At 61.5% G+C, this 15706-nt stretch carries 14 protein-coding genes; 6 read left to right on the top strand and 8 right to left on the bottom strand.

The genetic code is table 11. The annotated features are described in order from the left end of the window. Positions 1–233: 233 nt before the first annotated feature. From MA884_RS21290 to MA884_RS21280, 3 genes are all read left to right on the top strand, one after another. The gene (locus tag MA884_RS21290; RefSeq protein WP_256232371.1) at positions 234–2162 is read left to right on the top strand and encodes an ATP-dependent DNA helicase RecQ; all 1929 of its coding nucleotides are present in this window, start codon (positions 234–236) and stop codon (positions 2160–2162) included. Between the two features lie 107 nt (positions 2163–2269). Further along, positions 2270–3502 carry a 3-hydroxyacyl-CoA dehydrogenase gene (locus tag MA884_RS21285; protein ID WP_256232370.1) on the top strand — a complete coding sequence of 411 codons (1233 nt, stop codon included), beginning with the start codon at positions 2270–2272 and terminating at the stop codon, positions 3500–3502. Between the two features lie 48 nt (positions 3503–3550). Next, a complete protein-coding gene (locus MA884_RS21280) occupies positions 3551–3970 on the top strand; it encodes a thioesterase family protein (protein ID WP_256232369.1) in 420 nt (139 codons plus the stop codon). An 85-nt stretch (positions 3971–4055) separates the two neighbouring features. Here MA884_RS21280 and MA884_RS21275 read toward each other — a convergent pair whose 3' ends face one another. The 4 genes from MA884_RS21275 to MA884_RS21260 form a co-directional block, all read right to left on the bottom strand. Further along, positions 4056–4538, bottom strand: coding sequence for a glycine zipper domain-containing protein (locus MA884_RS21275; RefSeq protein ID WP_256232368.1), 483 nt, complete (start codon positions 4536–4538; stop codon positions 4056–4058). A 338-nt stretch (positions 4539–4876) separates the two neighbouring features. Next, positions 4877–7225: an FdhF/YdeP family oxidoreductase gene (locus MA884_RS21270; protein WP_256232367.1), complete on the bottom strand. Its 2349-nt coding sequence runs from the start codon at positions 7223–7225 to the stop codon at positions 4877–4879. After that, positions 7222–8061 carry a formate dehydrogenase accessory sulfurtransferase FdhD gene (gene fdhD / locus MA884_RS21265; RefSeq protein ID WP_256232366.1) on the bottom strand — a complete coding sequence of 280 codons (840 nt, stop codon included), beginning with the start codon at positions 8059–8061 and terminating at the stop codon, positions 7222–7224. Before fdhD ends, MA884_RS21270 begins: the two co-directional genes overlap by 4 nt. A 93-nt stretch (positions 8062–8154) precedes the next feature. Beyond that, positions 8155–9042: a LysR family transcriptional regulator gene (locus MA884_RS21260; RefSeq protein ID WP_256232365.1), complete on the bottom strand. Its 888-nt coding sequence runs from the start codon at positions 9040–9042 to the stop codon at positions 8155–8157. Between the two features lie 133 nt (positions 9043–9175). Here MA884_RS21260 and lysM point away from each other — a divergent pair, with 133 nt between their 5' ends. Then, the gene (lysM, locus tag MA884_RS21255) at positions 9176–9616 is read left to right on the top strand and encodes a peptidoglycan-binding protein LysM (protein ID WP_256232364.1); all 441 of its coding nucleotides are present in this window, start codon (positions 9176–9178) and stop codon (positions 9614–9616) included. 112 nt (positions 9617–9728) lie between these two features. Here the strand turns inward: lysM and yrfG are convergent, their stop codons facing one another. Then, complete coding sequence (yrfG, locus tag MA884_RS21250; RefSeq protein ID WP_256232363.1) at positions 9729–10391, bottom strand: GMP/IMP nucleotidase; 663 nt, start codon at positions 10389–10391, stop codon at positions 9729–9731. Between the two features lie 88 nt (positions 10392–10479). On the opposite strand from yrfG, the gene nudE reads away from it, so the two are divergent. Further along, on the top strand, positions 10480–11046 hold the full coding sequence (nudE, locus tag MA884_RS21245; protein WP_256232362.1) for an ADP compounds hydrolase NudE: 567 nt from the start codon (positions 10480–10482) through the stop codon (positions 11044–11046). Beyond that, the gene (cysQ, locus tag MA884_RS21240) at positions 11043–11870 is read left to right on the top strand and encodes a 3'(2'),5'-bisphosphate nucleotidase CysQ (protein ID WP_256232361.1); all 828 of its coding nucleotides are present in this window, start codon (positions 11043–11045) and stop codon (positions 11868–11870) included. The genes nudE and cysQ overlap by 4 nt, the downstream gene beginning before the upstream one ends. A gap of 132 nt (positions 11871–12002) precedes the next feature. Here the strand turns inward: cysQ and MA884_RS21235 are convergent, their stop codons facing one another. The 3 genes from MA884_RS21235 to MA884_RS21225 are packed head-to-tail and all read right to left on the bottom strand — an operon-like array spanning position 12003 to position 15702. Further along, positions 12003–12458, bottom strand: a complete 456-nt coding sequence (locus MA884_RS21235) for a YiiD C-terminal domain-containing protein (protein ID WP_256232360.1) — start codon at positions 12456–12458, stop codon at positions 12003–12005. Between the two features lie 47 nt (positions 12459–12505). Then, positions 12506–13897, bottom strand: coding sequence for a sigma-54 dependent transcriptional regulator (locus MA884_RS21230; protein ID WP_256232359.1), 1392 nt, complete (start codon positions 13895–13897; stop codon positions 12506–12508). After that, positions 13894–15702 (bottom strand): ATP-binding protein, encoded by a 1809-nt coding sequence (locus MA884_RS21225; protein ID WP_256232358.1) that lies wholly within the window; start codon positions 15700–15702, stop codon positions 13894–13896. The genes MA884_RS21230 and MA884_RS21225 overlap by 4 nt, the downstream gene beginning before the upstream one ends. Between the last annotated feature and the right edge of the window lie 4 nt (positions 15703–15706).

Genomic DNA, 15706 nt, shown 5'->3' with positions numbered 1-15706 from the left:
AGTCTTGAGCGCCAGGCTTCCAGGCCTGTAACGCATGAGTGGACGGCGCACCTTACCTTGCAAGCGAAACGAGGACGAGGCATCAAAGTGCCTGGATTTGTATCACCTCATGGCAAAGCACAAGGGGGCTGAGGCTGTATCATCCGGTATCGTTTTTCCCCCAAACCTTTTCTCGACTCCCTGCGCCGTCCGGCTAGGCTTTTGGCATCGCAGCAGTCAAGGAGTGACCGCCTATGCACAGCACCCTGGAACAGGTTTTCGGTTATCCGCAGTTTCGCCCCGGTCAGGAAGCTGCCGTCAGCGCAGTACTTGCCGGTCGGTCGGCAGCGGCCATTTTCCCTACCGGCTCGGGCAAGTCCCTGTGCTATCAATTGCCAGCCCTGCTATTGCCGCACCTGACCCTGGTGGTCTCGCCGCTGCTGGCGCTGATGCAGGACCAACTGGCGTTCCTGCATCGCCATGGCATTGCGGCGGCGAGTATCGATTCAGTCCAGCGTCGTGACGAAGCCAGCGAGGTCATGGCACGGGCCCGCTCGGGCGAGTTGAAGATTCTGATGATTTCGGTGGAGCGGCTGAAGAACGAACGCTTTCGCAATTTCCTGCAGCAGGTGCCGATCTCGTTGCTGGTGGTAGATGAAGCCCACTGCATTTCCGAATGGGGGCATAACTTTCGTCCCGACTACCTCAAGCTCCCCGATTACCAGCGTCAGTTCGACATTCCCCAGGTGTTGCTGTTGACGGCCACCGCAACGCCCAAAGTCATCGCGGACATGCAGGCGAAGTTTGCCATCGCCCCCGACGACGTGGTCACCACCGGCTTCTACCGAGCCAACCTCAACCTGCTGGTGGAACCGGTGCGCGGCGCGGATAAGCGGCGGCGACTGGTGCAATGGCTGGGCGAGCGAGCCGGACAGCCGAGCATCGTCTATGTCACCTTGCAGCGAACCGCCGAGCAGATTGCCGAGCACCTGAGCCGGCATGGGATTGAGGCCCAGGCTTATCACGCCGGCTTACCCCATGAGCAACGCGAAGCCATCCAGCGACGGTTCATGGGCGGGCAGTGCAATTGCATCGTTGCGACCATCGCCTTCGGCATGGGTATCGACAAGAGTGATATCCGCAACGTGGCGCATTTCGACCTGCCTAAATCCATCGAGAACTACAGCCAGGAGATCGGCCGGGCGGGGCGTGACGGGTTGCCGTCCGATTGTCTGGTGCTGGCCAACCGTGACAGCCTCAACGTGCTGGAAAACTTTGTTTATGGTGATACGCCGGAGCTGGCGGGTATTCGGTGCGTGCTTGATGAGTTGAAGGCCGCAGCTGCCGATGGGCAATGGGAGTTTTTGCTGGGGCCGCTGGCGGACAAGAGCAACATCCGGCAACTGCCGCTCAAGACGCTGCTGGTGCAATTGGAACTGCGCCGGCTGATCGCGCCGCGTTATGCCTATTTCGCGGAGTATCGCTTCAAGTTTCTGGTCGAGCCACAGGTGCTGCTGGAGCGTTTCGAAGGTGAGCGAAGGGACTTCGTCTCGGCCATCATCCAGACCTCCAGCCGTGCCCGTACCTGGGCCACGGTGGATTTCGAGGGGATGTACCAGCAGTATCACGCCGAGCGTAACCGCGTGGTCAAGGCACTGGATTACTTTCAGGAAAAGGGCTGGATCGAGCTGGAAAGCAAACAGATGACCGAGGTGTATAACGTGCTTGAAGCAGGGTTCGACGTTCAGGTGCTGAGTGCCGAGTTGCACGGCTATTTCACCCGGCACGAGCGTGGGGAAATCGCGCGGATCCACGCCATGCTCGAGCTGTTCGCCACTGATCGTTGCCTCGGTTATCGGTTGGCGCAGTATTTCGGCGATGAAAATGCTCCGCAGCGCTGTGGTCATTGTTCGGTGTGCGACGGACATGTCGCTCGTCTGCCGGAACCACCGTCATTGCCGTTATTGGTCGATAGGGACTTCGACGCACTGTGTAGCGACTTTATCAACAGGCACGAGCAACATACCGGCAGTGCGCCATCTGCGGAACGGATGACCCGGTTCCTGTGTGGCATCAGCGTGCCGTTGTTCACCAAGCTGAAGGCGCGGAAGATTCCAGGCTATGCGCAACTGGAGGATTACCCATACGCCGAAGTTCGCCGCTGGGTTCAAGCAGCTTCGTGATCCGCATCCATCCGATGAATGCCCGCCATCACACGAATAAATTTCAAAAATACTCTGCGGCTGACTAAGGTGAGGGCTGTCTTCGGATCGCCAACAAGAGAGCAAACATGAGCCAGACACCCTTCGATATTCAGCGCGCCGCCGTGGTCGGTGCAGGCACCATGGGGCGGGGCATCGTGATGTGCCTGGCCAACGCCGGCGTGACGGTGCAGTGGGTCGACAACAACCCGCAGATGCTGGAGCAGGCGCTGGCTGCCGTGGCCGATACGTATGCCCATAACGTGCGCCAGGGCCGTATCGACCAGGGTGAAGCCGATGCCCGAATCGCCAGGGTGACGCGGGCAGATGACTACGCGGCGATCCGCAATGTGGATCTGGTCATCGAGGCGGTTTACGAGAACCTTGAGCTCAAGCAGAAGATCTTCCGCGAGCTGGACGGCTTGCTCAAGCCGCAAGCCATTCTGGCGAGCAACACCTCGGCGCTGGACATCGATGCGATTGCCGCCGTCACCCGCCGGCCCAGCCAGGTGTTGGGTCTGCACTTCTTCAGCCCGGCGCACATCATGAAGTTGCTGGAAATCGTTCGTGGTGCGCAAACCTCCCAAACGGTGCTGGACGCAGCCCTGGCATTGGGCAAGCGCATGGGCAAGGTCAGCGTGGTGTCGGGCAATTGCCACGGGTTCATCGGCAACCGGATGCTTCACCCCTATGTGCTGGAGGCGCGCAAGATGCTGCTGGAAGGGGCGTTTCCCCATCAGGTGGATGCCGCATTGCAAGGTTTCGGCTTTGCCATGGGGCCGTTTCGCATGTACGACGTTGTCGGGATCGACCTGGAGTGGCGCGCCCGGGAACTGGCGGGCAAAGGCCAGGACGCGCCCGAGGTGCAGGTGGACAACCGCTTGTGCGAGCTGGGGCGGTTCGGCCAGAAAAGTGGCAACGGGTACTATCACTACGAAGCCGGCAGTCGGCAGGCCGAGCATGATGTAGAGGTCGATGCGCTCGTGCAGCGGGTCAGCGAAGCGTTGGGTTTTCAGCGTCGCGAGATCGGACCCGAGGAAGTTCTCGAGCGTTGTTTGCTGGCGCTGGTCAATGAAGGTGGGAAGATCCTGCAGGAAGGTATTGCCGAATCGGCTCACGACATCGACCTGGTGTACCTCAACGGCTACGGATTCCCTGCGGACAAGGGCGGTCCTATGGCCTGGGCTGACCGGCAGGGACTTGAAGACATCCATGCACGGTTGCTGGAGCTCGAAACGAAGCAGGGGGACCAATGGAAGCCCGCGCGTCTGATCGGGGAGCTGGCGGCACAGGGCAAGGGATTTGCACAACGCCAGGCCTAAAAATCCTGAACAACGCATGAACCATTGAGCAACCGTAAAGGACCCCTGATGCCCCAACGTAGTGAATACCCACACCTGCACCACATCACCACGCGCTGGCATGACAACGATGTGTACGGTCACGTCAACAACGTCACCTACTACAGTTTTTTCGATACGGCGGTGAACACCTACCTGATCGAGGTCGGCGGTCTGGATATCCATGATGGAGAGGTGGTGGGGTTCGTGGTGAGCTCGGCTTGCGACTACTTTGCCTCGATCGCATTTCCCGAGCGAATAGAAATCGGTCTACGAGTCGGGAAACTGGGCAGTAGTTCAGTGCAATACGAACTGGCGGTGTTCAAGGCGGGTGAGGAGGAGGCCTGCGCGACGGGACGCTTTGTACATGTATTTGTGGAACGGGCGTCAAATCGGCCAGTGGCGATTCCGGATCAATTGCGCGCGGCTTTGGAGCGGTTGGTGGTCTGAAACGAAAAATCGCAGCCTCCGGTCTGGCTCCGAGAAGAGCTGCCGAAGGCTGCGATCTTTTACCAGCAGGTATTAAACCCAGCGGTCAGTCACGATAGCGATGCTTGTGCTTGTGCTTACGATGCCCGTAGGCATGGCCGCGACCCGGATGGCCGTCACGGTAGTAGCGGCGATCACCACGGCGACCGTCATAACGACGGTCGTCGTCATCGTCCTTGCCCATGTAGTTGCCCAGCGCGCCGCCCGCGCCACCGCCTGCTGCAGCACCGATCAGGCTGCCGGTGGTGCCACCTACGCTTCGGCCGACCACGTTACCGCCGGCTGCGCCCAGCGCACCGCCGATCGCTGCTTCGCCGCGGCTGCGTTTGTCCGCACCGACCGCACTGCCACCTGCGCCGCCCAAGGCTGCGCCGATAGTGGAACCGGTGTTGCCGCCCAAAGACTGGCCGACGACCGAGCCCAGAACCCCGCCCAATGCGCCGCCCACGCCTGCTTCGGTGGTGCCACCGGCAGAGGCTACGCCACTGACCAGGCCAAGGGACAACAAGAGAATCGAGGAGAACTTCATAGAGGAGCCTCAAAGGGATGACGGCGCGATCCTGAGGCTGGCTTCGCTTGGTTACAATCAAAATCCGACGAGTAACACGACTTGTGCACAATTCGATAAGTTATTGTTTTTTAGGCGGAACTTAATGGATTTTTACCGGTCTTTAGCTACTTCGGACAGGCCGTTTTCTATGGAAAACGGCCTTTTTTGTGGGCGTTCGAACACTATGATTGGGGGAGCAAAGCTGTGTCGGAGCTAAGCTTGCTCGCGACACAGGCAACTCTATTTCTGAAAGACCGCACCGCTTTCATCGCGGGCAAGCCTTGCTCCCACACAACCTCATCTCCTCGCACGTTGTGTCAGGCTGACTTGGCCATTATCAGCCCATTCTCGCTCGCCGCTTCCAGGCGGATCGCCACGAATTTCGAGGTCGGGGTATGGCTGCCGTCGCCAGTGCTCTCCAACGGCACCAACGGATTCACTTCAGGGTAATAGGCGGCGGCCTGTCCGGCGGGAATGTCGAACGCCAGCAGGGTAAAGCCCTTGACCCGCCGCTCGCGCCCGTCGTCCCAGAGCGAAACGATGTCGGCCTTCTGCCCTGGCTTGAAGCCCAGGCGAATGATGTCCGCTTCGTTGACGAACAACACGTCACGCTGGCCCTTCACGCCGCGATAGCGGTCATCGAGGCCATAGATGGTGGTGTTGTACTGATCGTGGGAGCGCATGGATTGCATGATCAGGTCAGGCAACTGACCGGTGGCACGGGTGCGTTCATGCACCAGGTCGGTTGGCAACCGGTTGGGCTTGAAGTTGGCGCGGCCGGAGCCAGTGTTCCAGCGACGTGCACCGGCGCTGTTGCCCAGGTAGAAGCCACCGGGGTTCTGGAGCTTCTCATTGAAGTCTTTGAAGCCTGGGATGGTGTCGGCGATCAGGTCGCGGATGCGGTTGTAGTCCGCCACCAGCCAGTTCCAGTCCACCGGGCGACTGCCCAGCGTGGCGGCGGCGATGCCGGCGATGATCCAGGGCTCGGAACGCATCTGGTTCGACAGCGGCTGCAATTGGCCATTCGACGCGTGGACCATGCTGAAGGAGTCTTCCACGGTCACCGCTTGCGCGCCTTCGACTTGCAGGTCGATGTCGGTACGGCCCAGGCACGGCAGGATCAGTGCTTGTTTCCCGTGCGCCAGATGGCTGCGGTTGAGCTTGGTGCTGATTTGTACGGTCAGGTCGCAATTGCCCAAGGCCTGGAACGTCCGATGACTGTCCGGGGTGGCCTGGGCGAAGTTGCCGCCCAGAGCGATGAAGACCTTCGCCCGGCCGTCAGCCATGGCGTGGATTGCTTCGACCACGTTGTGGCCGTTCTCGCGCGGCACCTTGAACTGGAAGCGACGCTCCAGTGAGTCAAGGAACGCCGCTGGCGGACGCTCATTGATGCCCATGGTCCGGTCGCCCTGCACGTTACTGTGGCCGCGCACCGGGCACAGGCCCGCGCCTGGCCGGCCGATGTTGCCGCGAAGCAACATCAGGTTGGCGATTTCCTGGATGGTTGCCACCGAGTGGCGATGTTGGGTGATGCCCATTGCCCAGCACATGATCACGTTCTTGCTGATGGCGTACATACGCGCCGCTTGTTCGATCTCGACCAGGGTCAAGCCCGACTGCTCAACGATCTGCTCCCATGGCGTGTCATCGACCACGGCCAGGTAATCCAGTACGTCGATGCTGTGCTCGTTCAGGAACGCGTGGTCGAACACCGCTGGAGCGCCGGTGGCTTGCGCCTCACGTTCCCATTGCAGCAGGAACTTCGCCATGCCCCGCAAGACCGCCATGTCCCCACCCAAGGCCGGGCGGAAATAGGCGGAGTTGGTTGGTTTATCCCCGTTGGTGAGCATCTCTATCGGGTTTTGTGGGTGCTGGAAACGCTCCAGGCCACGCTCCTTGAGCGGGTTGATGCACACCACCTGGGCACCGCGTTTCACTGCTTCACGCAGCGGTTCGAGCATCCGTGGGTGGTTGGTACCCGGGTTCTGGCCCCAGACGAAAATCGCGTCGGCGTGCTCGAAATCGTCGAAAGTCACTGTGCCTTTGCCCACGCCGACACTCTGGGACAACGCTACGCCGCTGGCTTCATGACACATGTTCGAGCAGTCGGGAAAGTTGTTGGTGCCGTAGGCGCGCACAAACAACTGATAGAGGTAGGCCGCCTCGTTGCTGGCCCGGCCCGAGGTGTAGAACTCGGCCTGGTTCGGGCTGCTAAGCCCCTGCAAGTGTTGACCGATCAGGGTAAATGCCGCTTCCCAACTGATGGGTTTGTAGCGGTCGGTTTCGGCGTCGTAGCTCAGTGGCTCGGTCAGGCGCCCCTGGTATTCCAGCCAATAGTCGCTCTGCTCCAGCAGCGACGTCACGCTGTGTTTTGCGAAGAATGCGCCATCGACACGGCGTTTGGTCGCTTCCCAGTTCACGGCTTTGGCGCCGTTCTCGCAGAACTTGACCATGCCGCTTTCCGGCGAGTCGCCCCAGGCACAGCCTGGGCAGTCAAAGCCGCCGTTCTGGTTGGTCTTGAGCATCATGCGCAGGTTCTTCAGCGCATTGTCGCTGGTCAGCCAGGCCTGAGCGACGCTGATCAGCGCGCCCCAACCACCGGCCGGGCCCTTGTAGGGCTTATAGCGTGGTACGGGTTTCTGGTCGGCTTGTTGATGATTGCTCACGCTTGATTCTCCATCGCAGGGCTGTAGACCCGCGGCGCACTTTTTTGCGGCAGGTGGATAAGATTGAGGTTGTGTCGGCGCGCCCATTGCACGGCAAGGCCGGTGGGTGAGGACAGGCTGACCAGGGTCTGGATGCCGGCGCGCAACACTTTCTGGATCAATTCGAGGCTGCAACGACTGGTGACGATCGCCAGGCCTCCGTTCACGGGGATCTGTTGTCGGATCAGCGCGCCGATCAGTTTGTCGAGGGCGTTGTGCCGGCCGATGTCTTCACGCCCCAGTAGCAATTCCCCCTCGGCGTTCATGAACAGTGCCGCGTGCACTGCGCCGCAATGCTGGCCCAAAGGCTGGAATTGGCCAATGCGTTGACGCAGACCCTCAAGCCACTGGGCTGCAGGCAATGGCGCGCCGGGCAGCGTTTTGAGCTCCGGCAGTGCCTGCTCTACCGCTTCCACCCCGCAAAGCCCGCAGCCACTGGTGCCGGCCAGTTGCCGACGCTGTTGCTTGAGGTTCCAGAAGGCGCGGTTGGCGATGGTCACCTGGGCGTATTGCGCAGAACCGGCGCCGCTCAGTTGCACGTCATAGATGTCCGCAGGGTCTTCAATGATGCCGCTGCCGAGGCTGAAGCCGACGATGAAGTCTTCAAGGTCAGAGGGCGTAACCAGCATGACGGCCTGACTGATGCCGTTATAGGCGATCGCCAGCGCCACTTCCTCGGCCAGCGCGGTGCTGTCCGATTGGGAATGGTCCAGGTTGCAGTAGCGATAGCTCTGGCTGGCGGCTGGCGCGGGTGTTTTCTCCGCAGGCGCAGAACAGACCGGAGGCTTGTCGTTCATAGGCATCACTGACAGTGGGAATAGTGATAAGACTAAATGCGGCAATCTGCCACGTCTAATTGCTATTACTGATCTATCAATAGATGACGTCGATCAAGATGTCGCCGGTGATTTCTGATAGAGGGCGAAGCAAGCCTCCGCCAAAGCCGAGCGCGGAGCGCCGCGGCGCATGATCAGCCCCAGCGGGACCAGGGTTTGCGCGTCTTCGATGGGCTGGATGCGCAGGTCCTGGGTGAGGATACCCAGGCCACTGTCCAGCGGCATCACCGCGCAACACAGTCCGCCGTGTACGGCTTGTAACAATTGATGCACCGCGTCGGTTTGCAGCAGAGGGCGGGGTGTGAGGCCCCGACTGTGGAAGTTGTGGTCGATGGACTGACGAAAATGCATGCCGCTGGTGAGCATGCCCAGGGGCAACTCGATCAGCGCTTCCCAGCTCAGCGGCTGCTCGCCGAAATAGAAGTATCGCTGGTCATAGAGCAGGCCCATGCGCGTGTGGCTGAAGGGCAGGGAGTCGAAGCGCTCGGTGTCCAGGCGCTCCAGATAGGAAATGCCCAGGTCGATGCGGTTGTTCGCCAACTGTTCGAGGATGCGTTCGGAGCTCAGGGATGACAACTCGAAATGCAGGTTAGGGTGCTCGCTGTGCAGGCGCTGCATCATCGACAACGGGTCGAAGTCCGACAATGGCACTACGCCCAGGCGCAGAGTACCCACCAGGTTGCCACGGCAGGCCGCCGCTTCGGCCTGCAGACCGTCATAGGCAGCCATCACCGTGCGTGCCCAGGCCAGCACCCGCTCCCCTGGTGCGGTGAAACCTTCAAAGCGCTGGCCTCGATTGACCAGCGGCAGGTCAAGCTCCTCTTCAAGACTGCGCAGACGCATGGACAGGGTGGGTTGGGTGATGTGGCAGCGCGCGGCCGCCTGGCCGAAGTGGCGGGTTTCGTCGAGCGCGATGAGAAATTTCAGTTGCTTGATGTCCATCTTCGTTCCAGGGCGCGGGAAGGTTCAGATTCTAGCGCTTGCGCGTGGCGGGGTCATTGGTCGGTTGGGAACCGGGTTCGTCTCGCTTGGTCTAGTCTTTGCGTCTGGACACTTAAATCAAGGAGCGTGTGCCATGAGTATTTTTAGTTTTGTGAAGGAGGCCGGCGAAAAACTGATCGATCTGCTGACCCCCGGCAATGCCAATGCCAGTGAGCAGTTGAAAGAACACATCAATAAGGTTGGCTTGGGTAACCCGAATGTTCAGGCGACCATTGAGGGCGATAAAGTCACCGTTATCGGTGAGGTGGGTAGTCAGGAAGAGAAGGAAAAGATTCTGCTGGCTGTAGGCAACATCGCAGGTGTAGGCAGTGTTGACGATCAGATCACGGTAACCGGGCCAGTGGCTCAGGCGGCTCGCTTTGTTACCGTAAAAAAGGGCGACACACTCAGCGCCATCTCCAAAGCCGAATACGGCGACGCGAACAAGTACAACAAGATTTTTGAAGCCAACAAACCGATGCTGTCGCATCCGGACAAGATCTATCCGGGGCAGGTACTGCGTATTCCCGAGTAAAGCTTAAGGTCTGCGTCGTATCCATCGCGAGCAGGCTCGCTCCCACACTGGATCTGTGGCAACAAGGAATCCTTGTGGGAGCGAGCCTGCTCGCGATGAAGGTAGTGCGGCATCAAAGCCCGGCAATCAAATCCCGATAATCCCCCAGCGCCTCAAACTCCCCGGTATCTTTCGGCCCTTTGCGGCTGTCCGGTACGCTAACCGCCAGCAGGTGCGCCACGCCAAATTCCCTGGCGCTACGCAGCACCGGCAAGGTGTCGTCGATAAACAGGCTGCGGGCCGGGTCGAAGTTCAGGTCGGCTTGCAGCGCATCCCAGAACTGCGGGCTTTCTTTGGGGAAACCGTAGTCGTGGGAGCTGATCAAACGCTCGAAGTAGGGGGCCAGTTCGATGCGTTCCAGCTTCAGGGACAACGAATCGCGATGGGCGTTGGTGATCATCACAACCCGTTTACCCGCCCGCTGGATCGCCGTCAGGAACGTATCGGCGTCCGGGCGCAGGGCAATCAGGTGTGCGGTTTCCAGCTTCAGTTCGCGCACCGGCAGTTTCAGCTCGGCGCTCCAGAAGTCCAGGCAATACCACTGCAATTGACCGGCGTTGCGGTCGAAGAGCGGCTGCAACTCCAGTTCGGCCATGGCCCGGCTCACGCCATGCAGTTCGGCGTAGCGTTGGGGTAAGTGTTCCATCCAGAAATGGTTGTCGTAATGCAGGTCCAGCAGGGTGCCGTCCATGTCCAGCAGCACCGTATCGATCTCGTGCCAGGGCAGCAAGGCCATAAAACTTCTCCAACGGTAATCGGATATCCGACACAAACAATCAGAATAGGCCGGGTATAGTAGCCTGCTATCGCCCAGGGAGCCGTTTATGCGCCAGAAACCCACCATACTCGATCGACGGATCGTCGCCACCAGCCGCCTGTTTTGCGTGGAAGAACTGAAACTGCGTTTTTCCAACGGCGTGGAGCGCACCTATGAACGTTTGGCGGGCAAGGGCGCAGGTTACGGCGCGGTGATGATCGTGGCGATGCTTGACGCCGATCACGCCGTGCTGGTGGAAGAATACTGCGGCGGCACCGATGCCTACGAATGGTCCCTGCCCAAGGGCTTGGTCGAGCCGGGTGAAGACGTGCTGGCGGCGGCTGAGCGGGAGCTTAAGGAAGAAGCCGGTTTTGGCGCACGTCAATTGGAACACCTGACTGAACTGTCCCTGTCTCCCGGCTACATGAGCCAGAAGATCCAGGTGGTGCTGGCGACCGATCTTTATGAAGAGCAGCTGGAAGGCGACGAGCCCGAGCCGATGCGCGTGGATAAGGTCAACTTGCGTGAGTTGTCGGCCTTGGCGCAAAACCCTCAATTCACGGAGGGCCGGGCTTTGGCGGCGCTGTACCTGGCCCGTGACCTGCTGACCCAGCGCGGAGCGTTCCTGTCATGAGTTTCCCCCATCCCCTGATGGCCCCCGTGGTCGAGCTGGCGCTCAAGGCTGGTGAGGCGATCCTGCCGTTCTGGCGAGCCAATGTGCAGGTCAACCACAAGGCCGATGCATCGCCGGTGACCGCCGCGGACATGGCCGCCCACAATGTGATCGTGGCCGGGCTGACGGCACTGGCGCCGGATATTGCAATTCTCTCCGAAGAGGACGCCAACATTGCGCAAAGCGTGCGCGCTGGCTGGCAACGCTGGTGGCTGGTGGACCCGCTGGACGGCACCAAGGAGTTCATTTCCGGCAGCGAGGAGTTCACCGTCAACATCGCCTTGGTCGAGCAGGGCCAGGTGGTGTTCGGCGTGGTGTCGATACCCACCAATGGCCGCTTCTACGTCGGTGGCGCGGGGCTTGGTGCCTGGCGTGGCGACAAGGGAGGTGAGCCTTTGCCGATCGAGGTCCGTAACGTGCCGGCGCCGGGAGAGGCCTTCACGGTGGTCGCCAGCCGTCGCCATAGCAGTCCGGAGCAGGAGCGCCTCTTGGGCGGCTTGAGCGAGAGCCTCGGTGAGTTGCAACTGACCAGTATCGGCAGCTCGTTGAAGTTCTGCCTGCTGGCCGAGGGCGCGGCCGATTGCTATCCGCGACTGGCGCCGACGTCCCAGTGGGATACCGCCGCCGCCCAGGGTGTGCTGGAGGGCGCGGGGGGCGCGGTGCTGGATCTGAGCGGCGAGCCGTTCTGGTATCCGCCGCGGGAGTCGCTGTTGAATGAATCCTTCCTGGCGTTGCCGGCGAAAGCGGCGTGGCGTGGGAAACTGCTGGAACTTGCCCGCTCCTGAATCGGCTGCCCCTTGCTAGACCTGGGAGAGTTGTTGTGGCGAGGGAGCTTGCGAAGCGGCCCCAATGCGTCTGCTGCGCAGCCGAGCGGGAGCAAGCTCCCTCGCCACAGGGTTTTGTGTGATGCTCGGGGGTCAGCGGTGCAACACGTACTGCCCGACAAACTGCACCGCCGCTTCCTCGCTTGCGGCGTTCATTACCTGGGTCTGCAAGGTCAGCCGCGCCCGTCCATAACGCCGGTAGGTGGCCAGGAAACGTTTCCAGACCTTTTCTTCAGGGGCCTGGCAAATGACCGAGGCGTCACTCGTGACCGGCAGGGGATAGCTGATCTGCCCTTCCTGAATGACGATATGTCCGTCCTCAATGCCTTCTTCGCGCAAGGCCAGGTGCAGCCAGCCCCAGCCGCCCAGCACCGCGCCGCAGTACAGGCTGCCACCGAACATGGTGCTCTTGTGGTTGACGTTGGCTTGCAGCGGTAAAAACAGGAGCAATTGCCGGGCCTGCCAGTCGAGCACCTTCAGGCCCATGTCCCGCGTCAACGGGATGTCGTGGTGCAGGATCGATTCCAGGTAGCGACTGTCGCGGTTCATGCAGGGCCTCTTGTTTGAAAGGGAAGATGCAATAACTCAAGCAGGACTTAATCGGTCTCGTCGGCAGGGCCATGGCTGTTGTCGCCGAAATTCAGCCCATGCTTGCGTAACTTGTCGTGCAACGTCTTGCGCGGAATGCCCAAGGCTTCTGCGAGGCTGCGCACCGAGCTGTGGGGGCGGGCCAGTTCGGCGGCGATCAGGGTTTTCTCGAAATTCTCCACCTGCTCGCTCAAGCCGCCGCTGACCACCTCGATCGGTGCGCCGGGGCTGCCGTCCGGCGCGCTGTTGTCCAGGGCCAGTTCCAGGCCCAGGGCAAAGCGTTCGGCGGCATTCTGCAATTCTCGCACGTTGCCCGGCCAGCTATGGCGCAGCAGCAGTGCCCGTTGGGCCGGTTGCAACGCGTGGGGCGGCAGGCCGTGACGGGTGCTGGCTTCGTCGGCGAAATGCTGGAACAGCATCAGGGCATCCTCACCGCGTTCACGGAGCGGGGGTATGCGTAGCGGCGCGACGTTCAGGCGGTAATACAGGTCGGCACGAAAACGACCCTGATCAGCGGCCTGGCGCAGGTCTTCCTTGGTGGCGGCGATGACGCGGATGTCCAGCGGGATCTGTTGATTGCCCCCCAGTCGCTCCACTACCCGCTCCTGCAGAAGACGCAGCAGCTTGACCTGAACGTCCAGGCTCATGCTTTCAATTTCATCGAGAAACAGCGTACCGCCGTTAGCGAACTCAAACTTGCCGATGCGGCGCTTCTGCGCGCCGGTGAAAGCGCCGGGCTCGTGACCGAACAGCTCGCTCTCCACCACCGACTCGGCCAGGGCCCCGGCATTGATCGCGACGAAGGGGCCGTTGCGCCGGCCCGACAGATCGTGCAGGGCTCGGGCGACGACCTCCTTGCCGGCCCCGGTTTCGCCAAGGATCAGCACGTCGGCGCGGGTCGCCGCCAACGCACCGATCTGCTCGCGCAGGCGCAGCATTGAGGGCGATTGGCCGACGAGCCGGGCGCTGAGCTCATGACGGTCGCTCAGGGCCAGGCGCAGGCTGCGGTTGTCGAGCACCAGGCGCCGCAAGGCCAGGGCCCGGCGTACGCTGTCGAGCAGGTGATCGCTGGGGAAAGGTTTCTCAAGGAAGTCATAAGCGCCGGCGCGCATGGCCTGGACCGCCAGCGGCACGTCGCCGTGACCGGTGATCAGCAACACCGGCAGATCCGGGTCCTGGGCGTGGAGTTCGCTCAACAGCTCAAGGCCGTCAATGCCCGGCATGCGGATGTCACTGACCACCACGCCCGGCCAGTCGCGGGACAGTTGCCCGGCCACGCCCTTGGCCTCGGCCAGGGGCAGGATCTTCAGGCCGGCCAGGTCGAGGGTCTGGCTCAAGGCCTGACGCAAGTGGGGATCGTCGTCGATCAGCACCACCTCAATCCGGTTATCGATGGTCATACGCTACGGTCCTCGGACGGTTGCAGGCTCACACCGGGCGCGCCGGCGCGCAGCTTCAGGGTGATCAGGGCGCCGCCTTCCTTGTGGTTGGCGAACGACAGTTCACCGCCGAAGGCGCGCATCAGGGTGTCGCAAATCGCCAGCCCCAGGCCAAGGCCCTGGGTGCGGGTCTTGGTGGTGTAGAAAGGCTCGCCGGCGCGGCCAAGGGCTTCCATGCAAAACCCCGGGCCGTTATCGCGGATGTACAGGTTGACGCCGGTTTCGGTGGCCTCGGCACTGAGCCAGAGTTTGCGCGGCGGGCCTTTTTCAGTCAGGGCGTCGAGGGCGTTGGCCAGCAGGTTGCCGAGCACCTGGCGCAAGCGCGTCTCCCCGGCCTCGACCCACAGCGTGGCGGCCGGCAGGTCGCGGATCAACTCCACTTCCATGCTGCGACGACGTTTGGCGAGCAGTGCCAGGGCATCGTCCAGCGCCGGTTGCAGGGCGACGCTTTCCGGGGCATGACGGTCGCGGCGGGCGAAGGCGCGCAAGTGGGCGATGATCGAGGCCATGCGACCGGTCAGTTCACTGATCAGCTTGAGGTTGCCCCGGGCGTCCTCGGTGCGCTGGTGATCGAGCAATATTTCGGCGTTTTCGGCATAGCTGCGGATCGCCGCCAGCGGCTGGTTGAGTTCGTGGCTGATGCTGGCCGACATGGTGCCCAGGGCCGACAGCTTGCCGGCCTGCACCAGGTCATCCTGGGCGCGGACCAGTTCCTGTTGGGCCTGCTCGCGTTCCAGTACCTCTTGCTTGAGACGCCGGTTCAGGCCTTCCAGGTCGCTGGTGCGCTCGGCCACACGGCCTTCCAGCTCCTGACGGGCCTTGGCTTCGAAGGCGATACGATCCAGGTAATGCCGCCGGCGCTGCATCATCAACCCGAGCAACAGCATCAAGACCAGCAACGCCGCACCGCCGATGACCACCACGGTGCGCACCGGACGGTCGATCAGGGTGCGCGGGGCGAGAATGCTCACGCTCCAGCCGGTCTCTTCGATGGACTCGGTCTGGGTCAGCCAGGCGTTCGCATTCAGGTTCAGCGGCTTGGGATCACGGGTCGGGTAGGGCTGTACGGCACTGATGGACGTGCGTTCTGCGTCACTTAAAGGGCGGGTCGAGCGGAATCGCCATTCCTGTCGCGAAGTGAGGATCACCACGCCGTTGTGATCGGTTACCAGCAGTTGCTCAGGGGTTTTGCCCCAGAGGCTTTCGGTGTGGTCCAGATCAACCTTGACCACCAGCACACCGATCACTTTTTCACGGTCGCGCACGGCAGCGGCGAAGAAATAACCGCGTTTGGCTGAGGTGGTGCCCAAGCCGAAGAAGCGCCCCAGCCGCCCGGCCATCGCTTCGATGTAATACGGCCGGAAGGCAAAATTGCGTCCGACAAAACTGTCGTGTTTGTCCCAGTTCGATGCCGCCAGGGTCTTGCCGGTGGGGTCCATCAGGTACATGACTTCTGCACCGGTCTGGGCGCTGATGTTTTTCAGCAGTCGATTGGCGTTGCCCTGGATGATGCCGTCGTCCGGTGTCAGTAATGTCGCGCGCAGGGCCGGCAGCTCACCGAGAATCTGCGGCAGCACTTCATAGCGGTGCAGGGTGCCTAACAGGTTGGCGACGTAGAGGTCGAGGGTCTGGCGGTTCTGCCCGGCCAGTTCACTGCGGTAATAACGCTCGGCCAGATGCTCCAGCGGCCACAGCAACGGCGCCAGGCATAGCGCAAGCAAGGCCAGGCTGCGCCAGCGGGGTCTGCGGGGAAGAGTGGAGTTCATGAGC

Source organism: Pseudomonas sp. Q11 (genome assembly GCF_024494355.1).
Taxonomy (GTDB): Bacteria; Pseudomonadota; Gammaproteobacteria; order Pseudomonadales; family Pseudomonadaceae; genus Aquipseudomonas; species Aquipseudomonas hefeiensis.
This window is presented reverse-complemented; position numbering and strand designations above follow the sequence as displayed.

What these genes read in the sequence shown, in the direction of transcription:
- MA884_RS21290 (WP_256232371.1), top strand. Translation starts at nt 234, where the DNA reads ATGCACAGCACCCTGGAACAGGTTTTCGGTTATCCGCAGTTTCGCCCC.
- MA884_RS21285 (WP_256232370.1), top strand. Translation starts at nt 2,270, where the DNA reads ATGAGCCAGACACCCTTCGATATTCAGCGCGCCGCCGTGGTCGGTGCA.
- MA884_RS21280 (WP_256232369.1), top strand. Translation starts at nt 3,551, where the DNA reads ATGCCCCAACGTAGTGAATACCCACACCTGCACCACATCACCACGCGC.
- MA884_RS21275 (WP_256232368.1), bottom strand. Translation starts at nt 4,538, where the DNA reads ATGAAGTTCTCCTCGATTCTCTTGTTGTCCCTTGGCCTGGTCAGTGGC.
- fdhD (WP_256232366.1), bottom strand. Translation starts at nt 8,061, where the DNA reads ATGAACGACAAGCCTCCGGTCTGTTCTGCGCCTGCGGAGAAAACACCC.
- MA884_RS21260 (WP_256232365.1), bottom strand. Translation starts at nt 9,042, where the DNA reads ATGGACATCAAGCAACTGAAATTTCTCATCGCGCTCGACGAAACCCGC.
- lysM (WP_256232364.1), top strand. Translation starts at nt 9,176, where the DNA reads ATGAGTATTTTTAGTTTTGTGAAGGAGGCCGGCGAAAAACTGATCGAT.
- yrfG (WP_256232363.1), bottom strand. Translation starts at nt 10,391, where the DNA reads ATGGCCTTGCTGCCCTGGCACGAGATCGATACGGTGCTGCTGGACATG.
- nudE (WP_256232362.1), top strand. Translation starts at nt 10,480, where the DNA reads ATGCGCCAGAAACCCACCATACTCGATCGACGGATCGTCGCCACCAGC.
- cysQ (WP_256232361.1), top strand. Translation starts at nt 11,043, where the DNA reads ATGAGTTTCCCCCATCCCCTGATGGCCCCCGTGGTCGAGCTGGCGCTC.
- MA884_RS21235 (WP_256232360.1), bottom strand. Translation starts at nt 12,458, where the DNA reads ATGAACCGCGACAGTCGCTACCTGGAATCGATCCTGCACCACGACATC.
- MA884_RS21230 (WP_256232359.1), bottom strand. Translation starts at nt 13,897, where the DNA reads ATGACCATCGATAACCGGATTGAGGTGGTGCTGATCGACGACGATCCC.
- MA884_RS21225 (WP_256232358.1), bottom strand. Translation starts at nt 15,702, where the DNA reads ATGAACTCCACTCTTCCCCGCAGACCCCGCTGGCGCAGCCTGGCCTTG.